This window comes from Roseovarius sp. EL26 (assembly GCF_900327775.1).
In the GTDB taxonomy this organism is placed as follows: Bacteria; Pseudomonadota; Alphaproteobacteria; order Rhodobacterales; family Rhodobacteraceae; genus Roseovarius.
The window spans coordinates 46,062-62,245 of record NZ_OUMZ01000003.1 but is presented as its reverse complement, the minus strand read 5'-3'; the positions used below and the strand labels follow the sequence as shown (position 1 = coordinate 62,245).

Sequence of the window (16,184 nt, the reverse complement as noted above, 5' to 3'; positions counted from 1 at the left end):
ATCATAATCCAAATCAATCAAAATCTTTTTCAAAAAAAATGCGAAGGAGCCTTCAGCTCTGAGAGCTTTGCTGATCTGAATATTTTCATTCTATAAAGCCCCAAACAAGGAAAGAGACAAACATGACCGGATATTTGACAACCCATGTGCTTGATACTGCGCGCGGCTGCCCGGCGCAGGGTCTCAAAATTGACCTCTATAAGATTGAAGGGGAAGCGCGTACGCACCTCAAAACGCTCATCACCAATGATGATGGGCGTACGGATGAGCAGATTTTGCCGGCAGACGCTTTTACGGTGGGCACGTATGAGCTCGTCTTTCATGCCGGTGCCTATCTGGATGCTTGCGGTATACCCGAAGAAAACCCAAGGTTTCTGGATGTGATCCCACTCCGATTCGGCATGTCAGAAGCATCGCACTATCACGTGCCTCTGTTGCTTTCGCCATTTGGGTATTCGACCTATCGTGGCAGTTAAGCCCGATAAGAGCTTTCGCTAACCACCTTGCCTATCCGTTCGATCATGAACTCCATAAACAGCCGGGTTTTCGGATCCTGCCGTTTGCGGTGTGTATAGAGACAAGCCATCTGGATTGGTTCTGGCGGCATATCCCCGATCACCGGAACAAGGCGGCCAGCCTGCAGGTGGTCGGCAACTTCGAAAATTGGCTTCATCACGATACCATGTCCAGCCACAGCCCAATCTGTCAGGACATCCCCGTCATCGGATTCGTAGCGCCCCGACACGCGAAATTTCTTTGGGCCATCACCCGTCATCAACCGCCATTGGAATTCTGTCGCACCGGGAAACCTGAGGCTCAGGCATTCGTGCCGTCCTGATGCGAGATCCTCGCCCGATGTCGGCATACCATGCGATGCGATATATGACGGCGCTGCACATAAAACGCGCGTGACATCGGCAATTTTTCGGATACGCAAGGTGCTATCTTCAGGATGCCCAAGAAAAAACGACAGGTCCAGACCTTCGGTGGTCAATTCGACTTTGCGATCCGTCAACCGCAGCCGCACTTTGACCTCAGGGAACTCCTTTAGAAACTCAGGCACATGTGGCGCGATCAGCCGACGGCCAACCCCCAACGGGGCAGCAACATATAAAGATCCTTTAGGATTCTCAGTGATATTGACCACTTGCGCCTCGGCACTTTCGACACTTTCCAGTATTTTGCACGCCCCATCATAAAACGCTTTGCCCTGTTCTGTCGGGGCCAAGCTGCGGGTTGTGCGTTGGAATAGACGCACACTCAGATACTCTTCCAGTTGGGAAATACGTGATGAGGTAACAGCCGGGGAAATACGCAGATCCCTGCCAGCCGCAGACATGCTACCTAGTTCATAAATACGGACAAATGTGCGGATGTTTTCGAGATAAGACATTGTTTCTGTTTTTTTGATGCTGCTTGGCGTTTTGCAACAGTAGCAGAAGAATATCGGATCGACTAGAGTGACACTAAACACGAATCCAAGGAGAAAACACATGTATGATCTAGCCGTTATGTGGGATTGGATCGCCTTTTCAGTTCGGTGGCTGCATGTGATTACCGCGATGGCGTGGATCGGCGCTTCGTTCTATTTCATCGCTTTGGATCTGGGCCTGCGCAAAGCCCCCAACATGCCTGTTGGCGCATATGGCGAAGAGTGGCAGGTGCATGGTGGGGGATTTTACCATATCCAGAAATATCTGGTCGCACCGGAAAATATGCCTGAGCACCTGATTTGGCATAAATGGCAAAGCTATATCACTTGGGTATCGGGTGCTGCTCTATTGATGATCGTTTATTGGGTTGGTGGGGAACTCTACTTACTGGATCCAAGCAAGGCAAAACTATCACTGTGGCAGGGGATCTTGATTTCAGCTGGCTCCCTGACAATTGGATGGCTTGCTTATGACTATATGTGCAAATCCACACTTGGCGAGCGACCCACGCTGCTGATGCTTTTGTTGTTTGTCATCTTGGTTGTGATGTCATGGGGCTATAATCAGATTTTCACAGGCCGGGCCGCATTGCTACATCTGGGGGCATTCACCGCCACGATCATGACCGCCAATGTGTTCTTTCAGATCATGCCAAACCAACGCATTGTGGTTGCCGACCTCAAGGCGGGTCGCACACCAGATGCAAAATATGGCAAGATCGCAAAGCTGCGATCAACCCATAACAATTATCTGACCTTGCCGGTCGTGTTTTTGATGCTGTCCAACCACTATCCACTGGCCTTTGGCACCGAATATGCGTGGATCATTGCCAGCCTGATCTTCCTGACAGGCGTCACGATACGGCATTACTTCAATACTATGCATGCCACGGGCACCGGTCCTCATTGGACGTGGGCAGTGACTGTTCTACTGATGATTGTCATCGCGTGGTTGTCGTCGGTTCGCTCGACAGAAACCTGGGAGGTGGCAGAAGCCCGCCCTTTGACAGCATACGAACAGAAGTTCGCCTCGGCCGATGGATTTGACAAGGCTTATGATACGGTCGTGGGGAATTGTTCGATGTGTCATGCTCGCGAACCAGCTTGGGCAAATATGCGTTGGGCACCCAAAGGAATTTATTTGGAAACACCCGGCGATGTCGCAAAACACGCCAGCCAAATTTATCTACAGGCTGGCGTAAGCCACGCGATGCCCCCCCCAAATGCCATCCAAATGGATGTTGAATCCCGTCAAGCGATCATTGCCTGGGTTCGCGAAGCTCGCGCCGGAAAGTAAACTGATCTGCGGAACAGTTGATAGAATACCCTCTAAACAAACAGGCTGACATGTGTTTGCGGACGGCATCAAGAGCCCTCTCTGCCGGGCGTCGCCCCAAAACCAGATTTTCCAAGTGCTGTCTTCAGGCTATCGTCAGACAATCCGGTTTCCGAACAATCCAGCCATACCTGATACGTTACCTCAACCGGTGACATCCTGACTTCTGGCAGTTCGCCTTTCAGGAACCCTTCGATCCAGTCGATGGTGCCTTGAAGGTGGCTCAGAAGCTCATCAACTCAGGCGTCGCCATTCTCATATGCAGCAATTGTCGCAAATGTGGTGAAGGCATTGCTGTGCCCCTGATACATCGAATCCTCGATATGCTTCATGCGTTGGAAAATATCGTTGTTTTTGGTGTAGATGTATCCGTTCGAGATGCTTTCAAGCCCGAAGGTTTTAGCCGGCGAGCTAATAACTGAAACATGCTTGTCACCATCAACCGACGACAGGCCGATAAAACTGTGACCTTTATAGATAATGTCGGCATGAATTTCGTCACTGATGATCGTCACACCGTTACGATCTGCGATTTCGATAAGTTTGACCAACTCTTCTTGCAGCCATACCCCCCCACCGGGTTGTGCGGATTGCATAAAATCAACCCGATCCGCGCACTCAAGAAAACCCCTCAACCGTAACACAAAACCCCAGATTATACAGTACACCCATCCGCATTACATTGGCCTAGATTGACTTGGGTTGGATCATCATCGACCCTTACAGCAACCCTTTCCCCAACAAGGTTAGCGATCTCAGCACCCAACTGAAGTTCGGACACATCACCAAGATGCTGCGCGCGTAATTGTCCCTCCTTATCTATGAGAACCAATGATGGCGTGCCACGCATATGATAAGCCTGCATCGTCAATGGCATTGCCGTATCAGACGCCATATCCACGCCAACAGGAAATGTAATGCGGTATTCATGCAAGAAGGCGGCCAACGACACCGGGGTCATCGCCTCGTGATGTTCGAAAACAGTATGTAATCCAATCACCGCAACCTGATCGTGGGGAAAGGTTCGCTCTATCTTCTGCGCCAATGGCACGCCGTGAGAAACACACCCCGGGCACAACATCTGGAAAGCTTCAATCACAAGAACCTTCCCCTCAAAATCAGATATCTTTAGATCTTTGTCTGTATTGAACCATTCAGAGGCCTGAAGCTCTGGTGCTTTCATGTCATTTCTCCATCATAGATTTTAGTTCAATTTTCCGGGCAGGCTGAGATCGCCAGAAGCAATGTCAAAAACGTCAACCACACAAAGAAGCGGGGCATGAATGCTTGCATTCACTCGCAAGGCCGAGGTCACGCCATCATAAGCAACATCCCCAAGGTCGACATCGCTTCGAAATCCGACGTTAACGGCGATTTCCGGGCCGTCAAACAACGGAGTAAACCCAGGGCTATCAAGAAAGATTGGAAATCCCGGCCATGTCGCGGGCAACTGTGGGGTCTCGCCTTGCGGAATATCCCGGACGGCCAACGCGCCGGGGCCACAAGTTTCTGTCGGGGTCAGTACGACCCAATGACTGTGCCAGATGATGCCGTCATTTGTTGGGTCACCGTCGCTATTTTCATCGTAAAGCGGCGTGTCGTCAAAATCTGGGTGGCTTGTCGCCGCCAAAGCCAGAATACCTGTTCCACCTTCAAATCCGACGGCTGAAGGATCCAGAGATGTTGGCCAGACATAGGACAAAACGTTCGCCCCTCCAATGGCGCCCGTTGCAACTGGTACATCCGCCCCCGCCACGCCGTTTGTGGTCATGTGGAAGGTAACAACATTACCTTTTCGATGCGCATGAGCACCTAAGATGTCAAAAGATGCTGTCTTGGCCGCATCAGCTTCAGACAGAATTGCGCCATCTTGATGGATGGCCGCGTTTTGGTTGTGATCGCCCTCTGCAATCGCGGAGCCACCGATCATAGTGGCGATGAAGATCATGAGTGGTTTGGTCATTGTATAGCCCTTCTTTGGTACGCTCATTAATAGTAGCGATTCGAAACTATTGCAATAATAATATCGGATCGCTACTAATGTCTCATGAAACAACACCTCCACCTCCGTGAACTCATCAATCGCTTGGCCCGTCTTGACGCATCAAGCGCCTGGGTTGGTGATCTGAATCCCACGCAACGGGCTGTGCTGGGCTACCTATCCCGTGCCAACCGTTTTTCGCGTAGTCCATCGCACGTTGCTGAATATCTGGGTTCTACCCGGGGAACAGTATCGCAAACATTCAAATCACTTGTGCAAAAAGGTTATGTAACAGAAAAGCGCTCAGCTCAGGACAAACGTGTTGTCAGCTTCGACCTTACAAAACGCGGCATCGATGCAATTACACACGACAGCCCATTAGAAGACGGCTTGGCAGCCCTTAACTCAGAGCAACTGGACGGTCTTCAACAAGGCCTTACAAGTGCGTTAGAAACTATTATTGCGCAAAATGATGGTCGAAGCTTTGGGCAATGCCATACCTGTGTTCATCACGAACCAAGACCAACTGGTGGATATTGCAACCTACTGTCCATCGCCTTGAAGGCCGAAGAAACCACGCAAATTTGCCATGAACAGGAACGCAGATGAACATCCCAAAGATCTCTGCCACTGTCGAAGGGCTGTTCATTGGTAAGGTGACGCACCGATGGAAAGGCCGCGATCCGTCCGCAATTCACAAAACAGCAGCGTCTGGGCTCCTTAATATTGACTCCAACGGGTTTACAGATGATGCGCAGGCCGATCTCAAACATCACGGGGGTCGGGACAAGGCGATTCATCACTACCCTGCCGATCACTATTCCGTCTGGATTGCCGAAGGAGAGATGCCGAATGGAACCCTTCCCGCAGCATTTGGCGAAAACCTGACAACCCATGGGCTGACTGAACTCAATCTATGCATTGGCGACATCCTTCGACTGGGCACTGCGGTGGTGCAAATCAGCCAAGGGCGGCAACCATGTTGGAAAGTCTCGGAATATACCGCAAACAAACGCATGGCGTATCTGTTCCAAAAGACAGGGCGCACCGGGTGGTACTACAGGGTGCTAGAGCATGGCCAAATCCGCAAAGGCGACCACATAAATTTGATTGAGCGCCGCCAACCGGATTGGACAGTTCAGCGGGTGACCGCAGCCCGGTTGACCCGTCAGGTTTCGTCTCAAGACGCTCATACACTCGCGAACCTATCTGACCTGGCCGAGGGATGGCGCAGTGCGTTCGAGAAACTGGCGTCGGGGGATTTTACAGAAAACACCAGTCTGCGACTGATTGGCCAAAATAATAATATTTGAAAAGGCCACACAGTTAACTTCAACATGATTACCACTTTGCGTGCCACCGCATTGCGATATGATGGCACTTAAAAGTGACGGAGGTTCAGGTGAAGAGTTGGGTTTCAAATGCAATTGCAAAAATAAATGCGGATGCTCATAGGTCAGCAGACACGCATCTGTTTAAAATTTCGCTCCCGCGTCTTGAAGGGATCGATATCTATTTGAAAGATGAAAGCACGCACCCAACCGGTAGCCTGAAGCACAGGTTGGCGCGCTCGCTGTTTCTTTATGCTTTGTGCAATGGAAAAATCAAACAGGACACCACAATAATCGAGGCCTCGTCTGGCAGTACCGCCGTCTCAGAGGCCTATTTCGCGCGCATGATCGGCGTACCGTTCATTGCGGTGATCCCCAAAAGCACAGCGCCAAGCAAAATCCGGCAGATTGAATTTTACGGAGGTCAAACACATTTTGTAGCATCCGCCCCTGAAATGCATGACGCCGCAGTGAATCTAGCTCAGTCCATCGGTGGGTATTTTATGGACCAGTTCACATTCGCCGAACGCGCCACAGACTGGCGAGGCAACAACAACATAGCCGAAAGCATCTTTCGTCAAATGGAACATGAGGCATACCCGATTCCCGCGATGCTGGTCATGAGCGCCGGAACCGGAGGGAGCTCTGCCACGCTAGGTCGTTACATTCGCTACAAGGGCTATGAAACGGAACTGACAGTCGTCGATCCTGAGCGCTCGGTCTTTTATGACAGCTTTCACACTCATGATCGTGGCCTGACATCCAGCTACTCTAGCCGCATCGAAGGCATCGGCCGCCCAAAAGTAGAACATTCGTTCCAGCCCGATGTTATTGATCGCATGATCAGAGTCCCCGATGCAGCCAGCGTGGCCACAATACTCTGGCTGGAAGAGTTGATTGGCCGCAAAGTAGGTCCTTCAACCGGAACAAACCTTTGGGGCGCGCTGCAAATTGCGAACGAAATGATAGCAGCCGGTCGCAAAGGGTCCATCGTGACATTGCTGTGTGACAGCGGCGAGCGATATCTGGAAACGTATTATCAGGCTGAATGGGTTCACGATCATATTGGGGATATTGAACCGTATCTCGCTGAGTTGACCAAATATGCCTGACAACTGCTGAGACAGAGTAGGATATCCCTGCCGTTCCTCCGGTGGTCACCTTTTAACGTGTCGCATTTCAGGGTCATAAAGCGGCTGCATGTGCACTTTGGCTTTGATACGTTTGGTCGCAACCTCCAGCTCATAGTCACCGCCGAGAACATAATCCGCATCCACGCCGTCAGAATGCCGAACATAACCATACCCAATGGATTGCCCAACCGTATGGCCATAACCGCCCGATGTCAGCCACCCCGCCCGTTCACCATTGCGGTAAATCGTCTCGCGACCCAGCAAAACAACACTGGGATCAACGGTAAATCCGGCCAACATCTTTTTCACACCGTTAGCCTGTTGCGCCTCTGCCGCCGCACGACCTTTGAAATCGATGTTCTTTTTCAGCTTAACAGCCCAGCCTAGCCCGGATTCAATGGGTGTATGGTCAGGGCCAATATCGCCACCCCATGCACGGTATCCTTTTTCCAACCGCAAGGTTTCGATGGCCCGGTATCCGGCATTGAGTAACCCATGACTGCGGCCCGCGTCCATTAACGCGGCATAGACGGTTTGCGCATATTCCACCGGCAGGTGGAGCTCCCACCCCAATTCACCGACATAGGTTACGCGCAGGGCTTGAACCGGGCATCCTGCGATGCCGATGGTACGCAAAGTGCCGAATTTAAAACCAGCGTTTGACACATCATCTCGGGTGATCTTTTCAAGGATATTGCGCGCCTCTGGCCCCATCAGTGACAGTACCGCGTTAGACGATGTGATATCAAACAGCTGGCAATTCAAATCTGCAGGAATGTTGCGTCGGATCCAGTCGAAATCATGGGTGGCAAAACCTGTGCCGGTGACGATGTAAAACTCATCATGTTTGACGCGCCCCACAGTCAAGTCACATTCTATTCCACCCTTGTCATTAAGCATCTGCGTATAGGTCAACGTGCCGACAGGGCGGTCAACATTGTTGGCGCAGATCCAGTTCATCGCCTTGAGCGCATCTGGCCCCTTAAGCGAAAACTTCGCAAATGACGTCTGGTCGAACAGTACCGCTGCTTCACGTGCGGCTTTATGTTCGCGCCCAACTGCATCAAACCAGTTTTGACGGCCAAAACTGTATTCGTCCTCTGGCACCTCACCCCTTGATACATCTGCGTACCAGTTCGGCCGTTCCCAGCCGAGCTTTTCGCCAAAGCAAGCACCTTGTTCGCGCAACACATCATAAAGCGGCGATTTACGGCAGGGGCGGCCAGAGTCGTGCTCCTCATAGGGCCACGCCATGGTGTAGTGTTTGCCGTAGGCTTCGACAGTACGTGTGCGAACCCAGTCGGTATCAAAATGCGGGCGACCAAAGCGCCGGATATCGGCCGACCACAGATCAAACGGCGGCTCACCTTTGTGGGCCCATTCAGCCAACGCCATGCCCGCACCGCCACCTGCGGCAATCCCAAAGGCATTGAAACCTGCCCCGACAAAGAAATTGGCCAACTCTGGGGCCTCTCCAATGATGAAATTACCATCAGGGGTAAAACTTTCGGGTCCATTGGTCAGGGTTTTGATCCCAGCATGTTCCAACGCAGGCACCCGGCCTAATGATAGCTCCATGAGTTGTTCAAAGTGGTCAAAGTTGCTGTCCAGTAACGTGTAGTGGAACCCTTGTGGTATACCATCATTGGCCCAAGGGATTGGGTTGGGCTCGTAGCCACCCATGACCAGACCGCCGACCTCTTCTTTGTAATAGGTCAGGCGATCAGGATCGCGCAGCGTGGGCAGGTTTGCAGGCATACCTTTGATTGCCTCGGTCACCATATATTGGTGCTCCATCGAGACCAGCGGCACGTTTACACCAAAACGCCCGGCAAACGTGCGGGTCCATTGCCCCGCGCAACAGATCACCTTTTCGCATTCAATCCGACCCTGATCGGTGATCACAGCTTTGATTCGGCCATTTTCAATTTCAATGTCAGTGACTTTTGTGTCTTCAAAGATCTTAGCCCCAGCCATGCGGGCGCCCTTGGCCAAAGCCTGCGTGATGTCCGAGGGGTTGGCCTGCCCGTCTGTGGGCATAAAGGCAGCTCCGATGACATCTGATATATCCATCAGCGGCCACAGATCCTGCGCCTCTTTCGGGGTCAGTAATTCCATTTCCAGACCAAAGGAATGCGCCGTTGTGGCTTGGCGTTTCACCTCAGTCCAGCGCTCCTCATTACAGGCAAGGCGTAGCCCCCCATTCATTTTCCATCCGGTGCCAAGGCCAGTTTCCGCTTCGATCTTGTTGTACAGATCAACGGAGTAACCCAGCAGCTGGGTAATATTCGCGTTTGACCTCAGTTGCCCCACCAGCCCGGCAGCGTGAAATGTCGTGCCTGATGTCAGCTTCTTACGCTCAAGCAAAACAGTATCGGTCCAGCCCAGCTTGGCCAGATGATACGCAGTAGAACAGCCAATGATGCCGCCGCCAATGATGACGGCCTTTGCGGTTGAGGGAAGTTCAGTCATGTCAGTCCTCAGGAGTTTTTAAAATCTTCATAGGCCGCGCGAAACCGCGCGAGGTTCTCAGCCGTGTAAGCGGCATAATCAAAGTCGATCTCTGATGTGATTTCTGACACCATGCTCCACATGGTTTCACGCAAGAGCGAGGCACATTTCATCGCGCCATACCGATGGCGCAGATCATCCGTCACCGGTGTTTCAAAATAGTTTTCCAGCATCCAGCTTTCTTGATCAGCACTCAATCCGTTATTGGAAGCCAGTCCGCCAAGATCAAACAGCGGGCTGTTAAATCCGGCATAATCATAATCGATCAGCCACAGGCGCTTGCCATCATCCAGAAAATTGCCACACAACAGATCATTGTGGCCAAACACGATGTCATAAGGACCAGCAGCCTGTTCCAACGTATTCCCCATATTAACCAAATCCGGCACAAGCCCCGTATGTGTGCTGTCCCGCTCGCGCAGCGTGGCACCATAATTGCGCACCACATGAAAAACCCAAAACACCAGCGCCGGGCCACGCAGATGCTTGGGTACTTCACGGTGGCACGATTGGACCAATTCCAACACACGCGGCAACATGTCTGTGGCACGCACGTCAGATTCGGTCAGGGTGCGGCTTTCGATAAATTCCAACACCGTTAGCCCATCTGTGGCATGCACTACGGCAGGGGAAAGACCTGCTGTATGTGCTGCCCGGCTGGCCGCCAGCTCATTAAAGCGCATCACCTGATGTAGTGGAATATCATCACCTGCACGTACAACGTATTTACCATTACAATCCTCAATCAGATAATTGACGTTGGTAATACCACCAGTCAGGGGCGTGGCGGTGATGTCACCATGCCAAATTGGCAATGCGCGAATGCGGCTCATAAGATCAACTTGGTCCATGATCAGCTCTCCAATCCAAAACGAATACGGGCCTGACGGGCACCTGCATTGACCAAACGGTCAGCGATGATGGCGATAAAGGCAATTGCAAGCCCAGCAACTAACCCACGCCCGGTATCGGCCTTGGTCAGGGCAATATAAACCTCTTGCCCTAGGTCGCGGGTCCCAACGAGGGCCGTGATCACCAACATCGACAGCGCCAGCATGATGGTTTGATTGATCCCCAACAGAATTTCCGGCAGCGCCATCGGCAGCCGTATGTGACGCAACAACTGCGAGCGGGTACATCCCACAACCTGACCCGCTTCAATCAGCTCAGTGCTGACAGATCCGATACCGTGTGCCGCGTAGCGCACAGCAGGAGCCAGCGCATAAAGCACAATGGCGATCAATGCCGTGAAATCCCCCACCCGAAACAACATGACCACCGGGATAAGATAGACAAAGCTGGGCAGGGTTTGCAGCGTATCGATCAGCAGATTGATCACAACGCCCGCACGCCTATTTAACGCAGCAAGGATCCCCAAGGGCACCCCGATCAACGTTGCCAAAATAACAGATGCACCGCACAGGTAGACTGTGATCATGGCCTTCGTCCACAGGCCAGTGATGGCAATTAGGCCGGACAAACCACCACACAATAACGCGAGGCGCAGCCCACCAACGCGCCACCCCAGCAGGGTCAGCATCGCAATAGCCCATGGCCAGGGGATACCCAAAAGCGTCCGTTTGATGGGAACCATGAAGTAATGTAGAAAGAAGATCTTGATTGCTTCAAACGTATCAAAATAGTTCACATTCAGGTACTTAACTAGGTTATCCCAAAATGCCCCGGTGGTGATGGTCTGGCTGTCTGGATATTCCAGCAAAAGCGGCGAAAACCGCCCCAACCACCAAGTAACCACCAGCAAGACCAATACCAAAACCGTACGCTTGTGACGCGAAACCCAGGTCCCTTCTGCTGGTTTTTCAACCTGTCCGATGTGCACTGCAAAGGCCTGACTCAACCGGTCCACAGCGATAGCCAGTACCACAATGGCTATACCTGCCTCGAATCCTGCGCCGATATCCAGGCGGCGCAGGGCGGCCAGCACATCAAATCCAAGGCCCCCTGCTCCAATCATCGAAGCGATAATCACCATATTCAGGGTCAACATGATCACCTGATTGACACCAACCATCAGGCTTCGGCTGGCGGATGGCACCAGAACTCGCCACATTAGCTGGCGGTTGGTTGATCCGGCCATGCGACCAAAATCTACTATCTCCGGGTCAACCGACTTGAGCGCCATGATCGTAATCCGAACCATCGGAGGTGTGGCATAGATGATCGTCGCCACCAGCGCCGAGATCGGGCCAAATCCGAACATGAACAAGATAGGCACAAGATAGGCAAAGATCGGTATCGTTTGCATCAAGTCCAAAACGGGTGAAATTACTTTTTCCCCAAGCGGACGGCGATAGGCCCAGATCCCGAGCAACAAGCCACCCCCAGCGCCGATTGGCACAGCGATAAGCACCGAAGCCAGCGTGACCATAGCGCTTTCCCATTGGCCGAAGATTGCCAGATAAGCGAAACATGCCCCTACCAGCATCGCTAACCCCCAATCGCGGCAATAGTGCCCCATGGCAACAATGGCCGCGATCACTACGATCCAGCTAACTGCTGGCAGCAACATTTGCGCGCTGGCGCCTTGACCACTTACAAACCCGCTGGCCAGAAGCGACAGCACAAACTGATAGGGCTGCTCAATCAACCAAGCGATGGCTCGGGTGACGTCAGTAAATGCCAGTGAGCCAATGGCAGCATCTTCGATCAACCATCGCATTCCGTCCGAGATATATGTCTTGAATGGCACCACCCAAGCTGATGGAAATTTAACCAACCATCGCGCATCCAAATCCTTGGCCAAATCCCGACCATAGACGCCCAGAATAATGGTGAAAGCAACCAGACCCCAAGTGATTAGCGCTGATCGGTTCATACGAAACATCAGGCGTCCCCCTGACGGGCAAAAAGAACCTGCGCCACTGCCACACGGTCGATACTGCCAACAACCTGGCCGCATTCGTTTGCAACGGAAATTGGACCATCGGCGGCGATGATCCGTTCAGCCACATCCGAGACTTTTGCAGATTGGGCAATCGGTTCCCCCACACCACTTGACCCCGGTGTCATCAACCCGCCAACTGTCAAGACCTTGGAACGTGGAATATGTCGAGTAAACTCGGCCACGTAGTCCGAGGCCGGGTTCATCAGCAGCTCTTCCGGAGTGGCAATCTGAATGATCTTGCCGTCTTTCATAATCGCGATGCGGTCGGCTAGACGCACCGCCTCATCGAAATCATGGGTAATGAAGACAATTGTTTTGTGTAATCGCGCCTGCAGACGTAGAAATTCATCCTGCATCTCGCGGCGGATGAGTGGATCAAGCGCTGAGAATGGCTCATCCAGAAACCAGATATCCGGCTCGCTGACCAAAGAGCGGGCAATGCCCACCCGCTGTTGCTGGCCGCCTGACAATTCACGCGGAAAGTAATCCTCTCGCCCACTCAGCCCGACCAGTTCCACCACCTCGCGGGCCTTTACGTCAGCTTGCACTTTTCCAACGCCCTGAATGGTCAGCGGGAACATCACATTCTGCAACACGGTCAAATGTGGTAAAAGAGCGAAGTGTTGAAACACCATACCCATTTTGTGACGGCGGATTTCAATCAGCTCTTGCTCGCTTGCGCGCAACAAATCAATACCGTCAAACAATATTTCGCCACTGGTTGGCTCGATCAGGCGTGACAAACACCGCACCAAGGTCGACTTGCCCGAACCCGATAGCCCCATGATGACGAATATCTCGCCTTCTGCGATCTCGAGATCGGCATGGCGCACCGCACCGATCACGCCCGCGCCCTTTAGGTCCTCATCGCTGGGCTCTGGATGGGCTTGCAACAATGTCTGCGTGTTGGGGCCATAGAGTTTCCACACATTTCGGCACGAAAGCTTGGGGCTCGGGGTCATAAATAGCTCCGGGTGGTCCGGTTGGACAATTTTGATGTGGGAAAAAGTCCGGGGCGAACCACACGGCCCTGCCCCGGTCGAACAGTGTGGATCAATTCACCCAGACGGACCATCGATCTTTGTTGGCGGTCATCCAGTCCGAAACCACATCATCAATATCAACACCATCAAGATCGGCCTTGCCGACCATCGCGCTCATTTCTTCGTTGTTGATATTGTAAGCTTCAATGACGTCGTACGCGCCAGGCCATTTTTCCTGCAGGCCACTCCAGGCTGCCTTCCAGATCGGGCCGCGTGGCTTTCCGCAATCATACGCCATGTTCGGGTTCAACCCAACCGATGGGTCCGAATAGCATTCCGGGCTAAAGGTCGGAAATTCCACAAACTCACCCTCGTATTTGGCGGGTGCCCAATGCGGCACATAGACCCATAAAACAATCGGATCCTGCCGTTGATATGCGGATTCCAATTCGGCAAACAACGCCGCATCGGTACCTGCATGAACAACTTCGAAATCCATCTCAAGCGCTTCAACCCGCTCTTCGTCAAACCCACCCCACGTGACCGGCCCGCCAACATAGCGGCCGTATGGATCGGTTTCAGCAGTAGCAAATACTTCGGCGCAATCTCTCAACGCTTCCCAATTTGGCAAGCCAGGGCAACGCTCTTTCATGTATAGCGGATACCACCACTCTTCGATCGCCATCAGGCCCGTTTCGCCAATGTTAACGACCTTACCCGATGCCGTGGCATCATCTAATGCCTCACGACCAGTAGTTTCCCAGATCTCCATTGCCAGATGCAAATCGCCGGTCTTCAGCCCGGCAAACTGTGCAATGTAATCGGCTTGCACATATTCCACATTGTACCCGGCCTCTTGCAGGATGCTGCCCATGATCTTGGTATTGATCAGCTGACCAGACCAATCGTGCAATGTCAGCTTGATTGGATCAGACGATTCGGCGGCAGTAACGCTGCTGACCGACGTCGACAGCATCAAGGCAATCGCGCCTAATTTGTTGATTACATTTGTCATAAATCTCTCCCTAAGATGTGGTGTTTTGTCCGGTTGTTATCTTTTTTCTCAAAATGTGCGGTAAAATTTGGCTTTAGTCAACAAAAACCACAATTTGCCACATATTTTTAAAGATACACAAATGATATTCGCAAAAAACTACAATATTCGTGACACAATATTGCTTTATGTGGCTTTTTATTCTATCCAAAGGATATGAATGCGCGACTTCAAAGCCCCCGAAAAACCACCAATCAGCGTGAAGAAGAAATCTTACAAGAGCTGCATCGCGCAGGTGGCTCGTGCCGTATTGGTTTTCTCGCCAGCCAACTTGATGTGTCTTACGAAACCATCCGCCGTAACATCCGCACACTGGAAGAGGCCCATATCGTGCGTAAGGTGCACGGTGGCGTTCATCTGATTGAGGAATTCGACGAGGCTCCATTACGCAGTCGCATGGACACTCATGCAGAAGCTAAGGAACGTCTGGCCCAAGCCGTGGCCCAAAACATCAATAATGGCGATTCAGTATTCATGGATATTGGGTCAACCACAGCTTATGTCGCGACCGCGCTCAGGGATCATTCAGATCTGTCTGTTGTGACCAATTCGGCCTTTGTTGCGCACACGCTGGCTTCAAGAAATAACAACCGCGTGTTTCTTGCCGGTGGCGAACTGCGTCCTCATGATGGTGGTGCATTTGGAGCCGAAGCGATCGACCTTGTACAACGGCTCAGCGTTCAATTTGCGATCTTATCCGTCGGGGCCATCAACGCCGAAGCAGGCTTCATGCTGCATGATCTGCAAGAGGCCAACCTGTCCCAGATCGCCGCACGAAACGCTCAAGTGCGTATTGCCGTCGCGGATAGCGACAAATTCAACAAACGCGCGCCTGTTTCCCTAAAGGGAAAAATCCAGTTCAACGTCTTTTACACTGATGCTCAGCCGCCCGAAACCATAACTGATATGCTGAAATCGAATGATATCGACCTTGTCGTTGTTGACTGACATCGATGCCGCGCCAGATGGAAAACCTCAGCGCGACACCGGTCAAACCTACAGAACTTAATCAACAGTATCCTGTCCGACGTTATGGCAACAAATCGGAGACCTGACTGAACCCCGTCAAATCAAACCCGAACGAAATTGGCTCGTTGTTTTGATTATTACCTGACAACGTCATTTCTGCTCCTGATTTCATTGCAGCGAACCAATCAGCCGAAACTGCGGTAATCGCGTAGCATCCCTGTGCCTCACAGGTGAGGAAATCAAATTTCGCTATTTCCTGCTTGTCCACTGATGCGGTCAGCCCGCCAGGCAAATAAAGCCCGAAAGGCAGGGTAAAACGACCCTCAATCTCATCTGTGCCCTTGGCTTTGACAAAGGCAGCAGTCGCCAGTCGCTGATTGCTTTCTGCCAGAACGATGCTTTGCGACATTTCACACAACAGCACGGAGGTATCCGCCTGATTGTTGCAGTTCACCAACCACGGCGCCCGGGTTTCTTCTTGTGCCGTGACAGGCTGCGCCATGCTCAATACCGCGCCAGCAATAAAGCCCCAATATTTCATTTTCTTGT

Annotated in this window: 16 protein-coding genes; 6 read left to right on the top strand and 10 right to left on the bottom strand. The window is 52.1% G+C overall.

The window, feature by feature from the left end; all coding sequences use genetic code 11:
- Positions 1-122: 122 nt before the first annotated feature.
- Positions 123-476 (top strand): hydroxyisourate hydrolase, encoded by a 354-nt coding sequence (gene uraH, locus D9A02_RS01275; RefSeq protein WP_120499175.1) that lies wholly within the window; start codon positions 123-125, stop codon positions 474-476.
- On the opposite strand, the gene D9A02_RS01270 is transcribed toward uraH, so the two are convergent.
- Positions 473-1,393, bottom strand: a complete 921-nt coding sequence (locus tag D9A02_RS01270; protein WP_120499249.1) for a LysR family transcriptional regulator — start codon at positions 1,391-1,393, stop codon at positions 473-475. The genes uraH and D9A02_RS01270 overlap by 4 nt on opposite strands.
- Before the next feature lie 100 nt (positions 1,394-1,493).
- Between D9A02_RS01270 and D9A02_RS01265 the strand changes: the two genes are divergently transcribed.
- Entirely contained in the window at positions 1,494-2,729 is a 1,236-nt protein-coding gene (locus tag D9A02_RS01265) for a urate hydroxylase PuuD (RefSeq protein ID WP_120499174.1), read from the top strand.
- A 278-nt stretch (positions 2,730-3,007) separates the two neighbouring features.
- Here the strand turns inward: D9A02_RS01265 and D9A02_RS01260 are convergent, their stop codons facing one another.
- From D9A02_RS01260 to D9A02_RS01250, 3 genes are read right to left on the bottom strand one after another with little or no spacing between them, the layout of a single operon-like run.
- Positions 3,008-3,364, bottom strand: a complete 357-nt coding sequence (locus D9A02_RS01260) for an aminotransferase class I/II-fold pyridoxal phosphate-dependent enzyme (protein ID WP_120499173.1) — start codon at positions 3,362-3,364, stop codon at positions 3,008-3,010.
- Between the two features lie 59 nt (positions 3,365-3,423).
- Complete coding sequence (locus D9A02_RS01255; protein ID WP_120499172.1) at positions 3,424-3,951, bottom strand: redoxin domain-containing protein; 528 nt, start codon at positions 3,949-3,951, stop codon at positions 3,424-3,426.
- Between the two features lie 21 nt (positions 3,952-3,972).
- Positions 3,973-4,731, bottom strand: a complete 759-nt coding sequence (locus tag D9A02_RS01250) for a hypothetical protein (RefSeq protein ID WP_120499171.1) — start codon at positions 4,729-4,731, stop codon at positions 3,973-3,975.
- An 84-nt stretch (positions 4,732-4,815) separates the two neighbouring features.
- Between D9A02_RS01250 and D9A02_RS01245 the strand changes: the two genes are divergently transcribed.
- From D9A02_RS01245 to D9A02_RS01235, 3 genes are all read left to right on the top strand, one after another.
- Entirely contained in the window at positions 4,816-5,358 is a 543-nt protein-coding gene (locus D9A02_RS01245) for a MarR family winged helix-turn-helix transcriptional regulator (protein WP_120499170.1), read from the top strand.
- Positions 5,355-6,062, top strand: a complete 708-nt coding sequence (locus D9A02_RS01240) for an MOSC domain-containing protein (RefSeq protein WP_120499169.1) — start codon at positions 5,355-5,357, stop codon at positions 6,060-6,062. Before D9A02_RS01245 ends, D9A02_RS01240 begins: the two co-directional genes overlap by 4 nt.
- A gap of 89 nt (positions 6,063-6,151) precedes the next feature.
- Positions 6,152-7,192 carry a PLP-dependent cysteine synthase family protein gene (locus D9A02_RS01235; RefSeq protein WP_120499248.1) on the top strand — a complete coding sequence of 347 codons (1,041 nt, stop codon included), beginning with the start codon at positions 6,152-6,154 and terminating at the stop codon, positions 7,190-7,192.
- Positions 7,193-7,237: 45 nt separating this feature from the next.
- On the opposite strand, the gene D9A02_RS01230 is transcribed toward D9A02_RS01235, so the two are convergent.
- The 5 genes from D9A02_RS01230 to D9A02_RS01210 all read right to left on the bottom strand — a co-directional run bounded on the left by D9A02_RS01230 (position 7,238) and on the right by D9A02_RS01210 (position 14,627).
- A complete protein-coding gene (locus D9A02_RS01230; RefSeq protein WP_120499168.1) occupies positions 7,238-9,685 on the bottom strand; it encodes an FAD-dependent oxidoreductase in 2,448 nt (815 codons plus the stop codon).
- An 8-nt stretch (positions 9,686-9,693) separates the two neighbouring features.
- Positions 9,694-10,575, bottom strand: a complete 882-nt coding sequence (locus tag D9A02_RS01225; protein WP_120499167.1) for a choline kinase family protein — start codon at positions 10,573-10,575, stop codon at positions 9,694-9,696.
- Positions 10,576-10,577: 2 nt separating this feature from the next.
- Positions 10,578-12,569: a proline/glycine betaine ABC transporter permease gene (locus D9A02_RS01220; protein ID WP_120499166.1), complete on the bottom strand. Its 1,992-nt coding sequence runs from the start codon at positions 12,567-12,569 to the stop codon at positions 10,578-10,580.
- The gene (locus tag D9A02_RS01215; RefSeq protein WP_120499165.1) at positions 12,569-13,591 is read right to left on the bottom strand and encodes a glycine betaine/L-proline ABC transporter ATP-binding protein; all 1,023 of its coding nucleotides are present in this window, start codon (positions 13,589-13,591) and stop codon (positions 12,569-12,571) included. The genes D9A02_RS01220 and D9A02_RS01215 overlap by 1 nt, the downstream gene beginning before the upstream one ends.
- Positions 13,592-13,682: 91 nt before the next feature.
- Positions 13,683-14,627 carry an ABC transporter substrate-binding protein gene (locus tag D9A02_RS01210; protein ID WP_120499164.1) on the bottom strand — a complete coding sequence of 315 codons (945 nt, stop codon included), beginning with the start codon at positions 14,625-14,627 and terminating at the stop codon, positions 13,683-13,685.
- Positions 14,628-14,822: 195 nt separating this feature from the next.
- Here D9A02_RS01210 and D9A02_RS01205 point away from each other — a divergent pair, with 195 nt between their 5' ends.
- A complete protein-coding gene (locus tag D9A02_RS01205; protein ID WP_120499163.1) occupies positions 14,823-15,614 on the top strand; it encodes a DeoR/GlpR family DNA-binding transcription regulator in 792 nt (263 codons plus the stop codon).
- 82 nt (positions 15,615-15,696) lie between these two features.
- Here the strand turns inward: D9A02_RS01205 and D9A02_RS01200 are convergent, their stop codons facing one another.
- Positions 15,697-16,176 carry an invasion associated locus B family protein gene (locus D9A02_RS01200; RefSeq protein WP_120499162.1) on the bottom strand — a complete coding sequence of 160 codons (480 nt, stop codon included), beginning with the start codon at positions 16,174-16,176 and terminating at the stop codon, positions 15,697-15,699.
- Positions 16,177-16,184: the final 8 nt, after the last annotated feature.

Excerpts from the sequence above, each read along its gene's own strand:
- D9A02_RS01265 (WP_120499174.1), top strand. The coding sequence starts at position 1,494 with ATGTATGATCTAGCCGTTATGTGGGATTGGATCGCCTTTTCAGTTCGG.
- uraH (WP_120499175.1), top strand. The coding sequence starts at position 123 with ATGACCGGATATTTGACAACCCATGTGCTTGATACTGCGCGCGGCTGC.
- D9A02_RS01260 (WP_120499173.1), bottom strand. The coding sequence starts at position 3,364 with ATGCAATCCGCACAACCCGGTGGGGGGGTATGGCTGCAAGAAGAGTTG.
- D9A02_RS01230 (WP_120499168.1), bottom strand. The coding sequence starts at position 9,685 with ATGACTGAACTTCCCTCAACCGCAAAGGCCGTCATCATTGGCGGCGGC.
- D9A02_RS01220 (WP_120499166.1), bottom strand. The coding sequence starts at position 12,569 with ATGTTTCGTATGAACCGATCAGCGCTAATCACTTGGGGTCTGGTTGCT.
- D9A02_RS01205 (WP_120499163.1), top strand. The coding sequence starts at position 14,823 with ATGAATGCGCGACTTCAAAGCCCCCGAAAAACCACCAATCAGCGTGAA.
- D9A02_RS01270 (WP_120499249.1), bottom strand. The coding sequence starts at position 1,393 with ATGTCTTATCTCGAAAACATCCGCACATTTGTCCGTATTTATGAACTA.
- D9A02_RS01240 (WP_120499169.1), top strand. The coding sequence starts at position 5,355 with ATGAACATCCCAAAGATCTCTGCCACTGTCGAAGGGCTGTTCATTGGT.
- D9A02_RS01255 (WP_120499172.1), bottom strand. The coding sequence starts at position 3,951 with ATGAAAGCACCAGAGCTTCAGGCCTCTGAATGGTTCAATACAGACAAA.
- D9A02_RS01225 (WP_120499167.1), bottom strand. The coding sequence starts at position 10,575 with ATGGACCAAGTTGATCTTATGAGCCGCATTCGCGCATTGCCAATTTGG.
- D9A02_RS01210 (WP_120499164.1), bottom strand. The coding sequence starts at position 14,627 with ATGACAAATGTAATCAACAAATTAGGCGCGATTGCCTTGATGCTGTCG.
- D9A02_RS01215 (WP_120499165.1), bottom strand. The coding sequence starts at position 13,591 with ATGACCCCGAGCCCCAAGCTTTCGTGCCGAAATGTGTGGAAACTCTAT.
- D9A02_RS01245 (WP_120499170.1), top strand. The coding sequence starts at position 4,816 with ATGAAACAACACCTCCACCTCCGTGAACTCATCAATCGCTTGGCCCGT.
- D9A02_RS01250 (WP_120499171.1), bottom strand. The coding sequence starts at position 4,731 with ATGACCAAACCACTCATGATCTTCATCGCCACTATGATCGGTGGCTCC.
- D9A02_RS01200 (WP_120499162.1), bottom strand. The coding sequence starts at position 16,176 with ATGAAATATTGGGGCTTTATTGCTGGCGCGGTATTGAGCATGGCGCAG.